This window comes from Salmonella sp. 741265116_PST (assembly GCF_046567715.1).
GTDB classification, from domain to species: Bacteria; Pseudomonadota; Gammaproteobacteria; order Enterobacterales; family Enterobacteriaceae; genus Salmonella; species Salmonella enterica.
In genome coordinates, this window is record NZ_JBKFPH010000009.1 from 60,193 (window position 1) to 76,043 (window position 15,851).

The 15,851-nt window shown below is 56.7% G+C and carries 13 protein-coding genes; 1 reads left to right on the forward strand and 12 read right to left on the reverse strand.

The genetic code is table 11. From position 1 onward, the window contains the following. Window positions 1–20 precede the first annotated feature (20 nt). The gene (locus ACLD11_RS08520; protein WP_411010749.1) at window positions 21–1,025 is read left to right on the forward strand and encodes a chemotaxis protein; all 1,005 of its coding nucleotides are present in this window, start codon (window positions 21–23) and stop codon (window positions 1,023–1,025) included. Between the two features lie 140 nt (window positions 1,026–1,165). On the opposite strand, the gene nuoN is transcribed toward ACLD11_RS08520, so the two are convergent. The 12 genes from nuoN to nuoB form a co-directional block, all read right to left on the reverse strand. Next, window positions 1,166–2,623 (reverse strand): NADH-quinone oxidoreductase subunit NuoN, encoded by a 1,458-nt coding sequence (gene nuoN / locus ACLD11_RS08525; protein WP_000156669.1) that lies wholly within the window; start codon window positions 2,621–2,623, stop codon window positions 1,166–1,168. A gap of 6 nt (window positions 2,624–2,629) precedes the next feature. Then, entirely contained in the window at window positions 2,630–4,159 is a 1,530-nt protein-coding gene (gene nuoM, locus ACLD11_RS08530; protein ID WP_000926430.1) for an NADH-quinone oxidoreductase subunit M, read from the reverse strand. A gap of 313 nt (window positions 4,160–4,472) precedes the next feature. Continuing rightward, window positions 4,473–6,314, reverse strand: coding sequence for an NADH-quinone oxidoreductase subunit L (gene nuoL, locus ACLD11_RS08535; RefSeq protein ID WP_198895121.1), 1,842 nt, complete (start codon window positions 6,312–6,314; stop codon window positions 4,473–4,475). After that, window positions 6,311–6,613: an NADH-quinone oxidoreductase subunit NuoK gene (gene nuoK / locus ACLD11_RS08540; RefSeq protein WP_000612687.1), complete on the reverse strand. Its 303-nt coding sequence runs from the start codon at window positions 6,611–6,613 to the stop codon at window positions 6,311–6,313. The genes nuoL and nuoK overlap by 4 nt, the downstream gene beginning before the upstream one ends. Next, window positions 6,610–7,164: an NADH-quinone oxidoreductase subunit J gene (nuoJ, locus tag ACLD11_RS08545; RefSeq protein ID WP_000393522.1), complete on the reverse strand. Its 555-nt coding sequence runs from the start codon at window positions 7,162–7,164 to the stop codon at window positions 6,610–6,612. Before nuoJ ends, nuoK begins: the two co-directional genes overlap by 4 nt. A 10-nt stretch (window positions 7,165–7,174) precedes the next feature. Continuing rightward, window positions 7,175–7,717 (reverse strand): NADH-quinone oxidoreductase subunit NuoI, encoded by a 543-nt coding sequence (gene nuoI / locus ACLD11_RS08550; protein ID WP_000172747.1) that lies wholly within the window; start codon window positions 7,715–7,717, stop codon window positions 7,175–7,177. Between the two features lie 14 nt (window positions 7,718–7,731). Next, window positions 7,732–8,709, reverse strand: a complete 978-nt coding sequence (gene nuoH, locus ACLD11_RS08555; protein ID WP_000118515.1) for an NADH-quinone oxidoreductase subunit NuoH — start codon at window positions 8,707–8,709, stop codon at window positions 7,732–7,734. Then, window positions 8,706–11,432 (reverse strand): NADH-quinone oxidoreductase subunit NuoG, encoded by a 2,727-nt coding sequence (gene nuoG, locus ACLD11_RS08560; protein ID WP_001518099.1) that lies wholly within the window; start codon window positions 11,430–11,432, stop codon window positions 8,706–8,708. Before nuoG ends, nuoH begins: the two co-directional genes overlap by 4 nt. Before the next feature lie 30 nt (window positions 11,433–11,462). Beyond that, on the reverse strand, window positions 11,463–12,800 hold the full coding sequence (gene nuoF, locus ACLD11_RS08565) for an NADH-quinone oxidoreductase subunit NuoF (RefSeq protein WP_000800048.1): 1,338 nt from the start codon (window positions 12,798–12,800) through the stop codon (window positions 11,463–11,465). Continuing rightward, window positions 12,797–13,297, reverse strand: coding sequence for an NADH-quinone oxidoreductase subunit NuoE (gene nuoE / locus ACLD11_RS08570; RefSeq protein WP_000545038.1), 501 nt, complete (start codon window positions 13,295–13,297; stop codon window positions 12,797–12,799). The genes nuoF and nuoE overlap by 4 nt, the downstream gene beginning before the upstream one ends. A gap of 2 nt (window positions 13,298–13,299) precedes the next feature. Then, the gene (nuoC, locus tag ACLD11_RS08575) at window positions 13,300–15,102 is read right to left on the reverse strand and encodes an NADH-quinone oxidoreductase subunit C/D (RefSeq protein ID WP_000247855.1); all 1,803 of its coding nucleotides are present in this window, start codon (window positions 15,100–15,102) and stop codon (window positions 13,300–13,302) included. 86 nt (window positions 15,103–15,188) lie between these two features. Continuing rightward, window positions 15,189–15,851: an NADH-quinone oxidoreductase subunit NuoB gene (gene nuoB / locus ACLD11_RS08580; protein WP_000386728.1), complete on the reverse strand. Its 663-nt coding sequence runs from the start codon at window positions 15,849–15,851 to the stop codon at window positions 15,189–15,191.

A 15,851-nucleotide genomic window follows, 5' to 3' on the forward strand; every position in this document is an offset into this window, starting at 1 on the left:
GCTTTCATAATGAGGTGAGGATGGACAATTTTCAGAAAGATATTGATGACAGGGCCAATTTAACCCTGTCCAACCGTTTTGAACTGCTGTTATTCCGTCTTGGTACATCGCTGCATGAACAGAAGTCAGAGCTGTTCGGCATCAATGTATTTAAGCTGCGCGAAATCGTACCAATGCCCGCCTTTACGCGCCCGGCAGGCATGAAAGCGCCGCTATTGGGCATGGTCAATATTCGGGATCAGGTCATTCCGGTGATTGATTTGCCAGCGGTAGCGGGCTGCAAGCCGGAAACCGGGCTGAATATTTTGCTGATCACCGAATATGCGCGCAGCGTACAGGCATTTGCCGTCGAGTCGGTGGAAAATATTATGCGTCTTGACTGGAAGCAGGTACATACCGCCGAGAAAGCCGTCAACGGACGTTATATTACCAGTATTGCCTGCCTGGACGAGGACAAAGAAACCAATAATCTGGCGCTGGTGCTTGATGTCGAACAGATCCTTTATGATATTGTCCCCTCCAGCCACGATCTGCGCGCCACCAATCTGAAGACCAATAAATTTTATATTACCCCTGGCGCGGTAGCCATTGTGGCGGAAGACTCCAAAGTCGCCCGCGCGATGCTGGAAAAAGGGCTGAACGCGATGGGAATTCCGCACCAGATGCATGTAACCGGCAAGGATGCATGGGAGAGAATCCAGCAACTGGCGCAGGAAGCGGAGGCCGAAGGTAAGCCAATTAGCGAGAAAATCGCGCTGGTCCTGACAGATCTTGAGATGCCGGAGATGGATGGCTTTACGTTAACACGTAAAATTAAAACCGATGAACGGCTGAAAAAGATCCCGGTCGTTATTCACTCTTCCCTTTCCGGCAGCGCCAACGAAGATCATGTGCGTAAGGTGAAGGCCGACGGCTACGTCGCCAAGTTTGAAATCAATGAACTCTCTTCAGTGATACAGGAAGTGATGGAGCGCGCGGCGCAAAACATCAGCGGCCCGTTGGTAAGCCGGCAGTTGCTAAGTTAAATTCTGGTCGCTGAGACCTTACCTGCCGGATGGCGGCGCAAGCGCCTTATCCGGCCTACAATCCATAGTTATTTCAACGCATTACATCAGATAATAAAAAACCCGCTTCGTGAAGCGGGTTTTTCGTTTTTACTTATTGCTTACATCAACGGCGTCGCTAACTGTACAAGGCTAATCAGCGGCTGCGGCCAGACGCCCAGTACCAACACCAGCAACGCGGAGATCAGCACCACGATACCGCCTGCGCTGTACTGCCAGTTTGTCGGCGCATCGCGTCCCGGTTGCTGCGGCGCGTGCAGGTAGAGACTCACCGCAACACGCAGGTAGTAGTACAAACCAATCGCGGAACCCACCACCACGGCGGCGACCAGCCACCACAGGCTGGCCTGAACGCCGACCGCCAGCACGTAGAATTTGCCGATAAAGCCCAGCGTCATCGGGATACCTGCCAGCGACAGCATCATCACCGTCATCACCGCGGCAAGAACCGGACGGTGCCAGAACAGACCACGGTAAGAGTACAGAGAATCCGCATCCGGGCCGCGGAACGGGCTGGACATCAGGCTGACCACGCCAAACGCGCCGAGGCTGCTGAACAGATAACCGGCCAGGTAAACGCCAACCGCTTCCATCGACATCTCGCCGCTCTGCAGGGCAATCAGCGCCACCAGCAGATAGCCGAGGTGAGAGATAGAAGAGTAACCGAGCAGACGTTTGATGTTGGTCTGGCTCAGCGCCATCAGGTTACCGAAGATGATAGAGGCAAAGGCGATAATGCCCAGCACCACGCGTACCGCTTCGCTGTCGCCTACCGGCGCATAGAGGAACAGACGCATCACCACGCCGAAGATAGCAATTTTGCTCGCCGTCGCCAGGAAGGTGGAAACCGGCGCAGGCGCGCCCTGGTAAACGTCTGGCGTCCACAGGTGGAACGGCACCAGAGAGAGTTTAAAGCCCAGACCAACAATCATCAGGCCAAAGCCCGCCAGCAGCAACGGCTCGTGCAGCATACCATCGCCGAGGCTCTTACCGAGCGCTTCGAAAGACAGGTTGCCGGACTGCGCATAGACCAGCGCCATCCCGAACAGCAGGAAAGACGAGGCGGCGGCGGAGAGGATGGTGTATTTGATACTGGCTTCCAGCGAGCGTTTCTGGCGGAAAGCATAACCAATCAGGCCGAACAGCGGCAGCGAGATCAGTTCAATACCAAGGAACAGCGCCGCCAGATGGTTAGCGTTCGCCAGCAGAATTCCGCCCAGGCTGGCGATTAACACCAGCAGGTAGAACTCTTCCTGGTTATCGTTATAGCCTTCCAGCCACGGGTAGGCAAAGGTGCAGGTGGCGAGGCTCGCCAGCAGCACCAGCCCGGTGTAGAGCATCGCAAAGCCGTCAACGCGCATCAGCGGCGTGACGTCCATTGCCCCGGCCTGGCCGACAAACCAAAGCGAAACCAGAGCAGCGTTAAGCCCAATGACCGACAGCGTGGCATTGAGGAAGTGATTGCGTCGCCACGCAATGGAGAGCATCACAACCACCACCGTCAAGCCGACGATCAGCAGCGGTAGCAGCGCAATCAGGTGTTGTGGAGTTATTGTCATGGCGATTTACGGCCTTGTAGTAGTAACGGAATTAACAAACCACTGCTGGATGTTGCTCATCGCAGAATGCGAGGTATCCAGAATCGGCTGCGGATAGAAGCCAAGCAGTACCAGAAGCACCACCAGCAACAGAATGATAAACAGCTCGCGCAGCGACATCCCTGGCAGTTCCTGGCTGGCAATCTGGCTCTTCGCTTTACCAAAGTAAGCGCGATGCAGCATCGCCAGCGAGTATACAGAGGCGAATACCAACCCAAAGGTGGAGATCACGGTAATCACCGGCACCACCTGGTAGCTGCCGAACAGAATCATAAATTCGCCGACAAAGTTACCGGTGCCCGGCATCCCGAGCGTCGCCACCGCAAAGAACATGGAGAGCGCAGGCAACCACTTCATCTTGCCCCACAGGCCGCCCATCATACGCATGTCACGCGTATGCAGACGTTCGTACAACTGGCCACACAGAATGAACAGACCGGCTGCGGACAAACCGTGCGCAATCATCTGAATCACCGCGCCCTGGTACGCCAGTTGGCTGCCGGTGTAGATAGCGATCAGCACGAAGCCCATGTGGGAAACGGAGGTATAAGCAATCAGACGCTTGATGTCGTATTGGGTAAAGGCCATCCACGCGCCGTAGAAAATGCCGATAACGCCAAGCCACATAGCGATCGGCGCAAACTCCGCCGACGCGTTCGGGAACAATGGCAGGGAGAAACGCAGCAGACCGTAAGCGGCGGTTTTCAGCAAGATACCGGCCAGGTCGACGGAACCGGCGGTCGGCGCCTGGGAGTGCGCATCCGGCAGCCAGCCATGCAGCGGAACCACCGGCATTTTCACCGCGAAGGCAATGAAGAAGCCCAGCATCAGCAGATATTCCACTCCGTGGGACATCGGCGTATTCAGCAGCTCTTCATAGTTGAAGGTCCACACGCCGGTCGCGTTGTAATGCACAAAGACCAGCGCCAGGATGGCAATCAACATCACCAGACCACTCGCCTGGGTATAAATGAAGAACTTGGTTGCCGCCGTGATACGCGTTTTCCCGTCAGAAGCTTTATGCCCCCACAGCGCTATCAGGAAGTACATCGGCACCAGCATCATTTCCCAGAAGAAGAAGAACAGGAACATGTCGATAGCCAGGAACACGCCGATAACGCCGCCTAAGATCCACATCAGGTTCAGGTGGAAGAAGCCCTGATATTTTTCGATTTCTCGCCAGGAGCAAAGCACCGCCAGAACGCCGAGCAGGCCGGTCAGCACCACCATTAGCAGCGACAGTCCGTCGAGCGCCAGATGGATAGAGATGCCAAAACGCGGGATCCACGGCAGGACAAATTCAGATTGCCACTGCGGAATACCGGCGGATTGCGTCAGTGAGTAGCCGCCCTGCAACCACAATTGCAGACCGAGCGCCAGCGTCAGCCCCATGGTAATCAGCGCTATCCAGCGCGGCACCTTCACGCCAAAGCGTTCGGTCTGCCAGCACAGAAAGCCGCCGATAAAGGGGATTAATATCAACCAGGGTAATAACATAGCTAAGTATGTCCCTTATATTTACTCCTGCTCAGGCTATCTCACTCGTCAGCCCAAATCCTGCCAGTGCTCACACAAAACGCAGCGCGTTTTGAACGTCCGTAAGGACGGCCCCGTAGGGGTGAGCTTCGCGAATCATCCTCACGTACTTCAGTACGCTCCGGTTGCTGTGCGCTGGCGGTATCCGGTCTGACTTCGCCGATGACGCCTGTACTTCAGGAACAGATTTTCAACGAATTCTAAAAATTATTTTTGGGTTTGTAGGCCGGATAAGCACTGCGCCATCCGGCAGTCGTTCATCCAGCCAACAAACTCAACGCAGTGCCATCAACAGTGCCAGCACAACGACAGCGCCAATGCTCATTGATGCCACATACCAGCGCAAATAACCGTTCTCGCTCAGTACCAGGCCTTTGCCTGCAAAACGGGAAAGGATAGCCGGAATGTTCATCAACGCATTAAGCGGGTCGCGCTTCAGCAGCCAGGCGATACCGAGGAATGGCTTGACGAATACTTTGTCGTACAGCCAGTCAAAACCCCAGGCGTTATACCACCAGGTCCCCAGCAGACGGCCCGGCGCGCTGTTGGCGATCGACGTCACCAGCGTGCGTTTACCCAGCCACAGCCATGCGGCAATCAGGATGCCGGCAATCGCCACTACGCCAGAGGTAATTTCCAGGGTCAACACACGACCATGCGCCAGTTCAGTTGTCTGCGGCAGCACCCCCTGCAATGGCGGCACAATCAGCGCGCCAACAAAGGTAGACAGGATCATCAGGACAATCAGCGGCAGATGGTGGGTAATCCCCTTCCCGGCATGAGCATGAATTTGTTCTTTACCGTGGAATACGATGAAAATCATCCGGAAGGTGTACAGCGAGGTCATGAACGCGCCGACCAGACCCGCCACCATCAGATTGATATGACCGTTCGCCATCGCGCCAGCCAGGATCTCATCCTTACTGAAGAAGCCTGCAGTGACCAGCGGCAGCGCCGACAGCGCCGCGCCCCCCACCAGGAAGCAGGCATACACCAGTGGAATCGACTTACGCAGACCGCCCATCTTAAAGATGTTCTGTTCGTGATGGCAGGCCAGAATTACCGAGCCGGACGCCAGGAACAGCAGCGCTTTAAAGAAGGCGTGCGTCATCAGGTGGAAAATTGCCGCATCCCACGCCTGTACGCCCAGCGCCAGGAACATGTAGCCAATCTGGCTCATGGTGGAATAGGCCAGCACGCGTTTGATGTCGGTCTGCACCAGCGCGGCGAAACCTGCCATGACCAGCGTAATCGCCCCGATAATGCCCACCAGATGCAGAATCTCCGGGGTCATCAGGAACAAACCATGGGTACGAGCGATCAGGTAGACACCGGCGGTCACCATGGTAGCGGCGTGGATCAGCGCGGAGACCGGCGTCGGGCCGGCCATCGCGTCGGCAAGCCAGGTCTGCAACGGCAGCTGCGCAGATTTACCGACCGCGCCGCCCAGCAGCATCAGCGTCGCCCACATCAGCATGTTGTTGCCGTCAGCAAAGTGCGCTGGCGCCAGCTCGACCATTTCGCGGAAGTTCAGCGTGCCCAGTTCGTTGTAGAGGATGAACAGCGCGAAGGCGAGGAATACGTCACCGACACGGGTCACCACGAAGGCTTTCATTGCCGCCGCGCCATTCTTCGGATCGCTGTAATAGAAGCCGATCAACAGATAAGAGCACAGGCCCACGCCTTCCCAGCCGAGGTACATCAACAGCAGGTTATCGGACAGCACCAGAACAACCATGCTGGCGATAAACAGGTTGGTATAAGCGAAGAAGCGGGAGTAGCCCTCTTCCCCACGCATGTACCAGGACGCGAACATGTGGATCAGGAAGCCGACGCCGGTGACCACTGAGAGCATGGTCAGCGACAGGCCGTCCAGCACCAGGTTAAAACCGATGTTGAAGTTACCGACCGACATCCACGTCCACAGCGGCTGGCTGAACGCCTGTTTGCCGTTGGCGAAGAAATCCATCCCGACAAACGCTGTCACCAACGCCGCCAGACCAACGGAGCCCACGCCAATGGTCGCGGAGAGATTTTCCGACCAGCGTCCGCGAGAGAACGCCAGCAGTACAAAGCCAATCAATGGCAGAATAATGGTTAAGGCAAGCATGTTCATCCACGCATCTCACTTACTGAATCGATGTTCAGGTTCTGGCGACGGCGATGGAGTTGCAGCAACAGCGCAAGTCCAATACTCGCTTCCGCAGCCGCAAGGCTGATGGCGAGAATGTACATCACCTGACCATCGGTCTGGCCCCAGTAGCTCCCGGCGACCACAAAGGCCAGCGCGGAGGCGTTAATCATGATTTCCAGCCCGATCAGCATAAACAGCAGATTGCGGCGGATAACCAGACCGGTTAAACCCAGGACGAATAAAATCGCAGCGAGGATCAGTCCATGTGTTAAGGGGATCATGCGCGCTCCTCCGTTTTTCTTTTCGCGCGGTCATCGGCGCGGTTGCTTAGCACTTCACCCGCACGCTCTTCACGACCGACGTGGAACGCCACCACCAGGCCTGCCAGCAGCAGCATAGACGCCAGTTCGACCGCCAGAACATAAGGCCCGAACAGCGTAATGCCCACCGCTTTCGCGCTAATCGGCGTGCCGTCGATGCCCTGGTCGTTAACGCCCAGAATGGCGTACACAATGACCGCCAGCATAATGGCCGACAAAACCGCCGGACCAATCCACACCTGCGGCTTCAGCCACTGGCGTTCCTGTTCGATTTCGCTGCCGCCGAGGTTGAGCATCATCACCACGAACACAAACAGCACCATGATGGCGCCTGCGTAGACGATAATTTCCAGCGCACCGGCAAAATAAGCGCCCAGCGAAAAGAACACCCCGGAAATCGCCAGTAGCGATATCACCAGATACAACAGCGCGTGTACCGGATTGGTATGGGTGATCACTCGCAGGGTCGCGAGGATGGCTATCAGGCCACAGATATAAAAAGCGAATTCCATTGCCCTCTCCTTACGGTAACAGGCTCTTGACGTCGATAGGCTTGGCTTCGTTCTCTGCTTCGCCTTTATCTTTGCCGTCGATTGCCATACCCGCCATCCGGTAGAAGTTATATTCCGGGTATTTGCCCGGACCGGAAATCAGCAGATCCTCTTTTTCGTACACCAGATCCTGACGTTTGTATTCGCCCAGTTCGAAGTCCGGGGTCAACTGAATCGCCGTGGTCGGGCACGCTTCTTCGCACAGGCCGCAGAAGATGCAGCGTGAGAAGTTAATGCGGAAAAATTCCGGATACCAGCGGCCATCTTTGGTCTCCGCTTTTTGCAGAGAGATACAGCCTACCGGACAGGCTACCGCACACAGGTTACAGGCAACGCAGCGCTCTTCACCGTCCGGGTCGCGCGTGAGCACGATACGGCCACGGTAACGGGGCGGTAAATAGACCGGCTCTTCCGGATACATCCGCGTTTCGCGTTTGGCGAACGCATGCAGGCCGATCATCCAGATACTACGTACCTGAGTGCCGAAACCTACTAATAATTCTTTTAAGGTCATGGTCTTTGTGTCCCTTATTGCGCCTGCCACAGAATGACAGCCGCCGTTACCAGCAAGTTGATGAGCGTCAGCGGCAGGCAAACTTTCCAGCCGAAGGACATTACCTGGTCATAACGCGGACGCGGTAACGACGCACGAATCAAAATGAACATCATCATGAAGAACGCGGTTTTCAGCGCGAACCAGACGAATGGCGGTAAGAACGGGCCATGCCAGCCACCGAAGAACAACGTTACCATCAGCGCGGAAACGGTGACGATGCCGATGTACTCCCCCACAAAGAACAGACCGAATTTCATACCGGAATATTCGATGTGGTAACCGTCCGCCAGTTCCTGCTCGGCTTCCGGCTGGTCAAACGGGTGACGGTGACAGACCGCTACGCCCGCGATGGCGAAAGTAACAAACCCAAAGAATTGCGGAATCACGTTCCACAGATGCGCCTGGTTATTGACGATATCGGTCATATTAAATGAACCGGCCTGCGCCACCACGCCCATCAGGGAAAGACCAAGAAACACTTCGTAGCTCACCGTCTGGGCAGACGCGCGCATCGCACCCAGCAGCGAGTATTTGTTGTTGCTCGACCAACCGGCGAACAGCACCGCGTAAACCGCCAGACCGGCCATCATCAGGAAGAACAGAATCCCGATGTTTAAATCGGCCACCACCCAATTAGGGCTAACCGGCACAATGGCGAAGGAGAGCAGCAGCGAAGTAAACGCGATCATCGGCGCCAGGGTAAAGATGACGCGATCCGAGAATTTCGGGATCCAGTCTTCTTTAAAGAACATCTTGATCATGTCCGCGACCAGCTGGAGCGAGCCGCCCCAGCCAACGCGGTTTGGTCCATAACGGTTCTGGAACAGACCCAGCAGACGACGTTCGCCAAAGCTCATGAAGGCCCCGCAGGTGACGACCACCAGCAGAATCACCACCGCTTTGAGAATGCTCAGCAGGATCTCAATCAGATCCGGTGTAATCCAACTCATTGTTGCGCCTCCCGCAGATCCTCAAGACGCGCGCCAGCCAGAACCGGCGCGATGCCAGGCATACCCATCGGCAGCCCTACCTGCCCTGCCGCTAACCCTTCAGAGATTTCAACCGGCAGCGTCACCGTATTGCCATCGTAGCTAAAGGAGACGCGCGTCCCGGCATTGACGCCCAACTTCGCGGCATCCGCCGGGTTAAGTTTGATATACGGCTGCGGCATACGGCTCTGGAAGACCGGAGAACGCTGAGACAATTCGTCGCTGCCAAACAGGTGGTAATACGGCGCAATACGCCACTGACCGTCCTGCGCCTGGAAGCTTGCCGGCACGGTAGTGAAATAATCCAGACCGCCCTCAGTCGCTTCAATCAAACGCACGCCCGGATCGCCGTGACGCAGTTTGCCGCCCACTTCATCCTGGAATTTGTTCCACGCCTGCGGGGAGTTCCAGCCCGGCGCCCAGGCGAACGGAATTTCAGATCGCGGGGCAGTCGGTTGGTTATTCCCTTCCATTGAGAAGGCGAACATGGTGTCTTTATCCTGCGGCTGACGTGGTTCATGCACGCTGATATTGGCGCGCATCGCCGTACGACCGCTGTAACGATGCGGTTCGCGCGCCAGCTTCTGCCCACGAATGCGGAAGGTCGCATCCGGCGCGGCGTCTTTAATGCCGGCAAATTGCGGCATGGCGGCAATGACCGCGTCGATCACATGGTCAAGCTGTGTCCAGTCCACTTCGCGGTTTTCGACGGTGCTGTGCAGCGAATGCAGCCAGCGCCAGCTTTCCAGCATAATCGTCTTGTTATCGTAGTAGGCCGGGTCATAAACCTGGAAGAAGCGCTGCGCGCGGCCTTCGTTGTTGATGACCGTACCATCGCTTTCGGCGAAGCTTGCCGCGGAAAGCACCAGATGCGCGTTTTCCATAATCGCCGTGCGCTGATGGTCAACCACCATCACCAGCGGCGCTTTGGCGAGCGCAGCGTTCACGCGCGTAGCGCTTGCATGACGGTGGAGATCGTTTTCCAGCACCACCACCGCGTCCGCACTGCCGGTTTCCAGCTCGCCCAACGCATCATCAAGCGAACCGCCGCCCATCATACCCAGCCCCATGCTGTTCACGGAGCGGGCAATCATAGTAATACCGACGTCGGCGCCACGGCCTTTCAGCGCTTTCGCCACGTTGGCGGCCGCCTGAATCACCTCACTGCTACCGGCGTTAGTGCCGGAGATAATCAGCGGTTTTTTCGCGCCGGCCAACGCCTGCACAATGACATCAATTTTGTTTTGTAAGTCGCTGTCGATACCGTCAACCGCAGGCGCTGTATTGTCCAGCGCATGGGCAATCGCAAAGCCCAGGCGCGCCTGATCTTCCACCGGCGCGCGATAGGTCCAGGCGGCGATATCATCCAGACGGGTGTCGTCCACGTTGGTCACGAACAGCGGATGTTTGGCACGCTGGCCGATGTTAAGGATGGCCGCAATCTGCCAGTCGGCCACTTTCTGCGCCGCCGCCATTTCACGCGCTTTACCTTTCACCGCCTGGCGTACCGCCAGCGCAACGCGCGCGCCGGTCTGAGTAACGTCTTCGCCCAATACCAGTACCGCGTCATAAGATTCGATCTCCCGCAGCGCCGGGGTGTAAATTCCGCCTTCACGCAGCACTTTCAGCGCCAGTTGCAGACGTTCCTGCTCGCCGCGCGCGATACCGGTGTAGAAGTTTTCCGCACCAACCAGCTCACGCAGCGCAAAGTTGCTCTCAATGCTGGCGCGTGGCGAACCGATACCAATAACCTTCTTCGACTGGCGCAGAATATCCGCCGCGCCCTGCATCGCCTGCTCGGCGTTGAGAGTAATAAAGTCATCGCCGCGGCGCTGAACCGGCTGACGCGGACGGTCTTTCAGGTTCACATAGCCATAGCCGAAACGACCGCGGTCGCAGAGGAAGTAGTGGTTAACGGTACCGTTGTAACGGTTTTCGATACGGCGCAATTCGCCATAGCGCTCGCCCGGGCTGATGTTACAGCCGATGGAACACTGCTGGCAGATGCTCGGTGCAAACTGCATGTCCCATTTACGGTTGTAGCGCTCGGAGTGCGTTTTATCGGTGAAGACGCCGGTCGGACAAATCTCGACCAGGTTACCGGAGAATTCGCTTTCCAGGGTGCCGTCTTCCGGACGCCCGAAGTAGACGTTGTCATGCGCGCCATAGACGCCCAGATCGGTGCCGTCGGCATAATCTTTGTAGTAACGCACACAACGGTAGCAGGCGATGCAGCGGTTCATTTCGTGAGAGATGAACGGCCCCAGATCCTGGTTGCGGTGGGTACGTTTGGTGAAACGGTAGCGACGGAAACTGTGACCCGTCATCACGGTCATATCCTGAAGATGGCAGTTACCGCCCTCTTCACAGACTGGACAGTCGTGCGGGTGGTTAGTCATCAGCCACTCCACCACGCTTTCACGGAACTGTTTCGCTTCTTCGTCGTCAATAGAGATAAAGGTACCGTCGGTGGCTGGCGTCATACAGGACATCACCAGGCGACCACGCGTATCTTCCGCGTTTTGGTATTGCTTCACCGCACACTGGCGGCAAGCACCGACGCTTCCCAGCGCCGGGTGCCAGCAAAAATACGGAATATCAAGGCCGAGGGACAGACATGCCTGTAGCAGGTTGTCCGCGCCGTTGACCTCGTATTCTTTGCCGTCTACATGAATCGTAGCCATTAGCATGCTTCCAAATTAAAAATCGTTAACTCACCAGCGCTCTTTGAGCAGGTTCGGCTGAATACCATTGATTAAATGGGTATTACTGAACGGCTGCTTGATGCCAGCTTCGAATTCTTCGCGGAAATACTTAATTGCGCTTTGCAGTGGCTCAACCGCGCCCGGCGCATGCGCGCAGAAGGTTTTACCCGGTCCGAGGAAACGACACAGTTGCTCAAGTGTCTCGATATCCCCCGGTTGGCCTTCGCCACGCTCCAGCGCGCGCAGAATTTTCACGCTCCACGGCAACCCGTCGCGGCATGGCGTACACCAGCCGCAGGATTCGCGGGCAAAGAACTCTTCCAGGTTACGCACCAGCGACACCATGCCGATTTCGTGGTCTACCGCCATCGCCAGCGCGGTGCCCAGACGGCTGCCTGCTTTACCGATGCTTTCGAACTCCATCGGCAGGTCAAGATGCGCCTCGGTCAGGAAGTCGGTTCCCGCCCCGCCCGGCTGCCAGGCTTTGAATTTCAGGCCATCGCGCATACCGCCCGCGTAGTCTTCGAGGATCTCGCGCGCGGTGGTGCCGAACGGTAATTCCCACAGGCCCGGATTCTTCACGCGGCCTGAGAAGCCCATCAGCTTGGTACCCGCATCTTTGCTTTTCGAAATGTTCTGGTACCACTCCACGCCGTTGGCGAGGATTGCCGGGACGTTGCACAACGTTTCGACGTTATTCACACAGGTCGGCTTGCCCCATACGCCGGAGGTCGCCGGGAAGGGCGGCTTGGAGCGCGGGTTCGCGCGGCGGCCTTCGAGGGAGTTAATCAGCGCCGTTTCTTCACCACAGATGTAACGCCCTGCCCCGGTGTGGACAAACAGTTCAAAGTCGAACCCGGTGCCCATGATATTTTTGCCAAGCAGCCCGGCCTCGGTTGCTTCAGCAATCGCACGGCGCAGATGTACAGCCGCTTCGATATATTCGCCGCGCAGGAAGATGTAACCACGATACGCTTTCAGCGCGAACGCAGAGATGAGCATGCCTTCCACCAGCAGGTGCGGCAGCTGTTCCATCAGCAGACGGTCTTTATAGGTGCCCGGTTCCATTTCATCGGCGTTACACAGCAGGTAACGGATGTTCATGGATTCATCTTTCGGCATCAAGCTCCACTTCAGACCGGTGGAAAAGCCCGCGCCGCCGCGCCCTTTCAGACCGGCGTCTTTTACCTGGCTGACGATTTCATCCGGAGACAGGCCGGTCAGCGCCTTACGCGCGCCTTCGTAGCCGTTTTTGCTACGATATTCATCCAGCCAGACCGGCTGTTTGTCATCGCGCAGACGCCAGGTCAGCGGATGGGTTTCGGGAGTACGGATAACGTTTTTCATTTATACCGCTCCAGTAGTTCAGGAATGGCTTCCGGGGTCAGATGGCTGTGAGTATCCTCATCAATCATCATGTTCGGCCCTTTATCGCAATTCCCCAGGCAGCAGGTCGGCAGCAGCGTAAAGCGACCATCAAAGGTCGTCTGCCCCGGTTTGATGTTGAGATTTTTTTCCAGCGCGGCCTGAATCCCCTGATAGCCGGTGATATGGCACACCACGCTGTCGCAGTAGCGAATCACGTGGCGACCGACCGGCTGACGGAAGATCTGGCTGTAGAATGTGGCGACGCCTTCGACGTCGCTCGCCGGAATACCCAGCACATCGGCAATAGCGTAGATCGCGCCGTCCGGCACCCAGCCACGCTGCTTCTGAACGATTTTCAGCGCTTCAATGGACGCCGCACGCGGGTCTTCGTAGTGGTGCTTCTCGTGCTCTATCGCTTCACGCTCTGCCGCACTCAGCTCAAAAGCCTCGGTTTGTGGTTGTTGATTCTCGTGCATAATTAGCGGTCCACATCTGACATAACAAAATCGATACTACCCAGATAGACAATCAGGTCGGAGACCAGGCTACCGCGGATCGCCGAGGGAATCTGCTGCAGGTGCGCAAAGCTCGGCGTGCGCACGCGGGTACGGTAGCTCATAGTGCTGCCGTCGCTGGTCAGGTAGTAACTGTTAATCCCCTTCGTCGCTTCCACCATCTGGAAGGACTCCTGCGCCGGCATCACCGGGCCCCAGGAGACCTGCAGGAAGTGGGTGATCAGGGTTTCGATATGTTGCAGCGTGCGCTCTTTCGGCGGCGGCGTGGTCAGCGGGTGATCCGCTTTGAACGGGCCTTCCGGCATGTTATCGAGGCACTGCTGAAGAATGCGCAGACTCTGGCGCAGCTCTTCCACTTTCAGCATCACGCGGGTATAGCAGTCGGAAACACCGCCGCCCACCGGCACTTCAAAGTCAAAGTTTTCGTAGCCAGAGTATGGACGCCATTTACGTACGTCGAAGTCGATCCCGGTCGCGCGCAGCCCTGCGCCGGTGGTGCCCCACTCCAGCGCCTCTTTCGCGCCGTAAGCGGCAACGCCCTGCGAACGCCCTTTCAGAATGGTGTTACGCAGCGCGGCTTTCTCGTAAGAGTCCAGACGCTTCGGCATCCACTCAAGGAACTCTCGCAGCAGGCGATCCCAACCGCGCGGCAAGTCGTGCGCGACGCCGCCGATACGGAACCAGGCCGGGTGCATACGGAAACCGGTAATGGCTTCCACCAGGTCATAAATTTTCTGCCGGTCGGTAAAGGCAAAGAAGACCGGCGTCATCGCGCCGACGTCCTGAATAAAGGTCGAGATGTACAGCAGATGACTGTTAATGCGGAACAGTTCGGAGAGCATCACGCGGATGACGTTCACACGATCCGGGACGGTGATCCCTGCCAACTTTTCTACCGCCAGCACGTACGGCATTTCATTGACGCAACCACCGAGGTATTCGATACGGTCGGTATAGGGAATGTAGCTATGCCAGGACTGGCGCTCGCCCATTTTTTCGGCGCCGCGATGGTGATAGCCGATATCCGGCACGCAGTCGACGATTTCTTCGCCGTCAAGTTGCAGGATAATACGAAACGCACCGTGCGCAGACGGGTGGTTCGGGCCGAGGTTGAGGAACATAAAGTCCTCGTTGTCAGTCCCGCGCTTCATCCCCCAGTCTTCCGGCTTAAAGGTCAGCGCTTCCATCTCCAGATCCTGCTTGGCTTTGGTCAGCTCAAACGGGTCGAATTCGGTCGCGCGCGCCGGATAATCTTTACGCAGCGGATGGCCTTCCCAGGTTTGCGGCATCATGATGCGCGTCAGGTGCGGGTGGCCTTCGATATCAATACCAAACATCTCCCAGGTCTCACGCTCGTACCAGTTGGCGTTAGGGAAAAGTTTAGTGAAGGTCGGCACGCGCAGGTCGTTTTCAGACAACGCCACCTTGAGCATGATATCGCGATTACGCTCAATGGAAATCAGGTGGTAGAAAACGGAAAAATCCGCGGCGGGTAACCCGTCACGGTGCGTACGCAGGCGTTCATCCATGCCGTGTAAGTCAAACAGCATGACGTAAGGTTTCGGCAGTTTCTTTAAGAAATCGCCAACCTCCAGTAGTTGTTCACGCTTGACCCAAACAACGGGGATACCGGTGCGGGTCGCCTGAACGGTAAAGGCATCCGGCCCAAAACGGTTGCGCAGTTCGCCGATAACCGGATCATCAAGATGATCGCGGGTACTCCATGCAGCGTCTTGCGCGGTTAAGTCGGTCATATTGTTCACCATTGCAAATGGTCCGTGGTGGTCGGCAGTGCTTCGCGCTATTAAAATAGTGGTTAGCGAAGTGAAGTGCTGCTGCCGACAGGCGCAAATTAAATCTCGTCCGGGGTACGCAGGTTCGTGACGGCAATACGCTCGCCGCGTTTACGTTCGCGTTCTGGCTGCATATTGGCGCGATACACGCCCTGATCGCCCACCACCCATGAGAGCGGACGGCGCTCTTTGCCAATCGATTCTTGCAGCAGCATCAACGCCTGCATATACGCTTCCGGACGCGGCGGACAGCCAGGGATATACACATCCACCGGGATGAACTTATCAACGCCCTGCACTACCGAATAAATATCGTACATGCCGCCGGAGTTGGCGCAGGCACCCATAGAAATGACCCATTTTGGCTCCAGCATTTGGTCATACAGACGCTGAATAACCGGGGCCATTTTGGTAAAGCAGGTACCGGCCACCACCATCAGGTCAGCCTGACGTGGCGACGCACGCAGCACTTCCGCGCCGAAACGGGCGACGTCATGCACTGCGGTAAAAGAGGTCACCATCTCTACATAGCAGCAAGAAAGGCCGAAGTTGTAGGGCCAAATTGAGTTTTTACGGCCCCAGTTAACCATGTCATGCAGTTTGCCCATGAACACGTTTTTGTTAACTTCCTGCTCCAGGGGGTCAGTTACGATCTCCTGTTTTTGCAGGGGGTAACGGTCATTCTCACCGTTAGGATCTATGCGGGTGAGCGTATAATCCAT

Excerpts from the sequence above, each read along its gene's own strand:
- nuoK (WP_000612687.1), bottom strand. The coding sequence starts at position 6,613 with ATGATCCCCTTAACACATGGACTGATCCTCGCTGCGATTTTATTCGTC.
- nuoG (WP_001518099.1), bottom strand. The coding sequence starts at position 11,432 with ATGGCTACGATTCATGTAGACGGCAAAGAATACGAGGTCAACGGCGCG.
- nuoL (WP_198895121.1), bottom strand. The coding sequence starts at position 6,314 with ATGAACATGCTTGCCTTAACCATTATTCTGCCATTGATTGGCTTTGTA.
- nuoM (WP_000926430.1), bottom strand. The coding sequence starts at position 4,159 with ATGTTATTACCCTGGTTGATATTAATCCCCTTTATCGGCGGCTTTCTG.
- nuoJ (WP_000393522.1), bottom strand. The coding sequence starts at position 7,164 with ATGGAATTCGCTTTTTATATCTGTGGCCTGATAGCCATCCTCGCGACC.
- ACLD11_RS08520 (WP_411010749.1), top strand. The coding sequence starts at position 21 with ATGGACAATTTTCAGAAAGATATTGATGACAGGGCCAATTTAACCCTG.
- nuoH (WP_000118515.1), bottom strand. The coding sequence starts at position 8,709 with ATGAGTTGGATTACACCGGATCTGATTGAGATCCTGCTGAGCATTCTC.
- nuoN (WP_000156669.1), bottom strand. The coding sequence starts at position 2,623 with ATGACAATAACTCCACAACACCTGATTGCGCTGCTACCGCTGCTGATC.
- nuoC (WP_000247855.1), bottom strand. The coding sequence starts at position 15,102 with ATGGTGAACAATATGACCGACTTAACCGCGCAAGACGCTGCATGGAGT.
- nuoF (WP_000800048.1), bottom strand. The coding sequence starts at position 12,800 with ATGAAAAACGTTATCCGTACTCCCGAAACCCATCCGCTGACCTGGCGT.
- nuoE (WP_000545038.1), bottom strand. The coding sequence starts at position 13,297 with ATGCACGAGAATCAACAACCACAAACCGAGGCTTTTGAGCTGAGTGCG.
- nuoB (WP_000386728.1), bottom strand. The coding sequence starts at position 15,851 with ATGGATTATACGCTCACCCGCATAGATCCTAACGGTGAGAATGACCGT.
- nuoI (WP_000172747.1), bottom strand. The coding sequence starts at position 7,717 with ATGACCTTAAAAGAATTATTAGTAGGTTTCGGCACTCAGGTACGTAGT.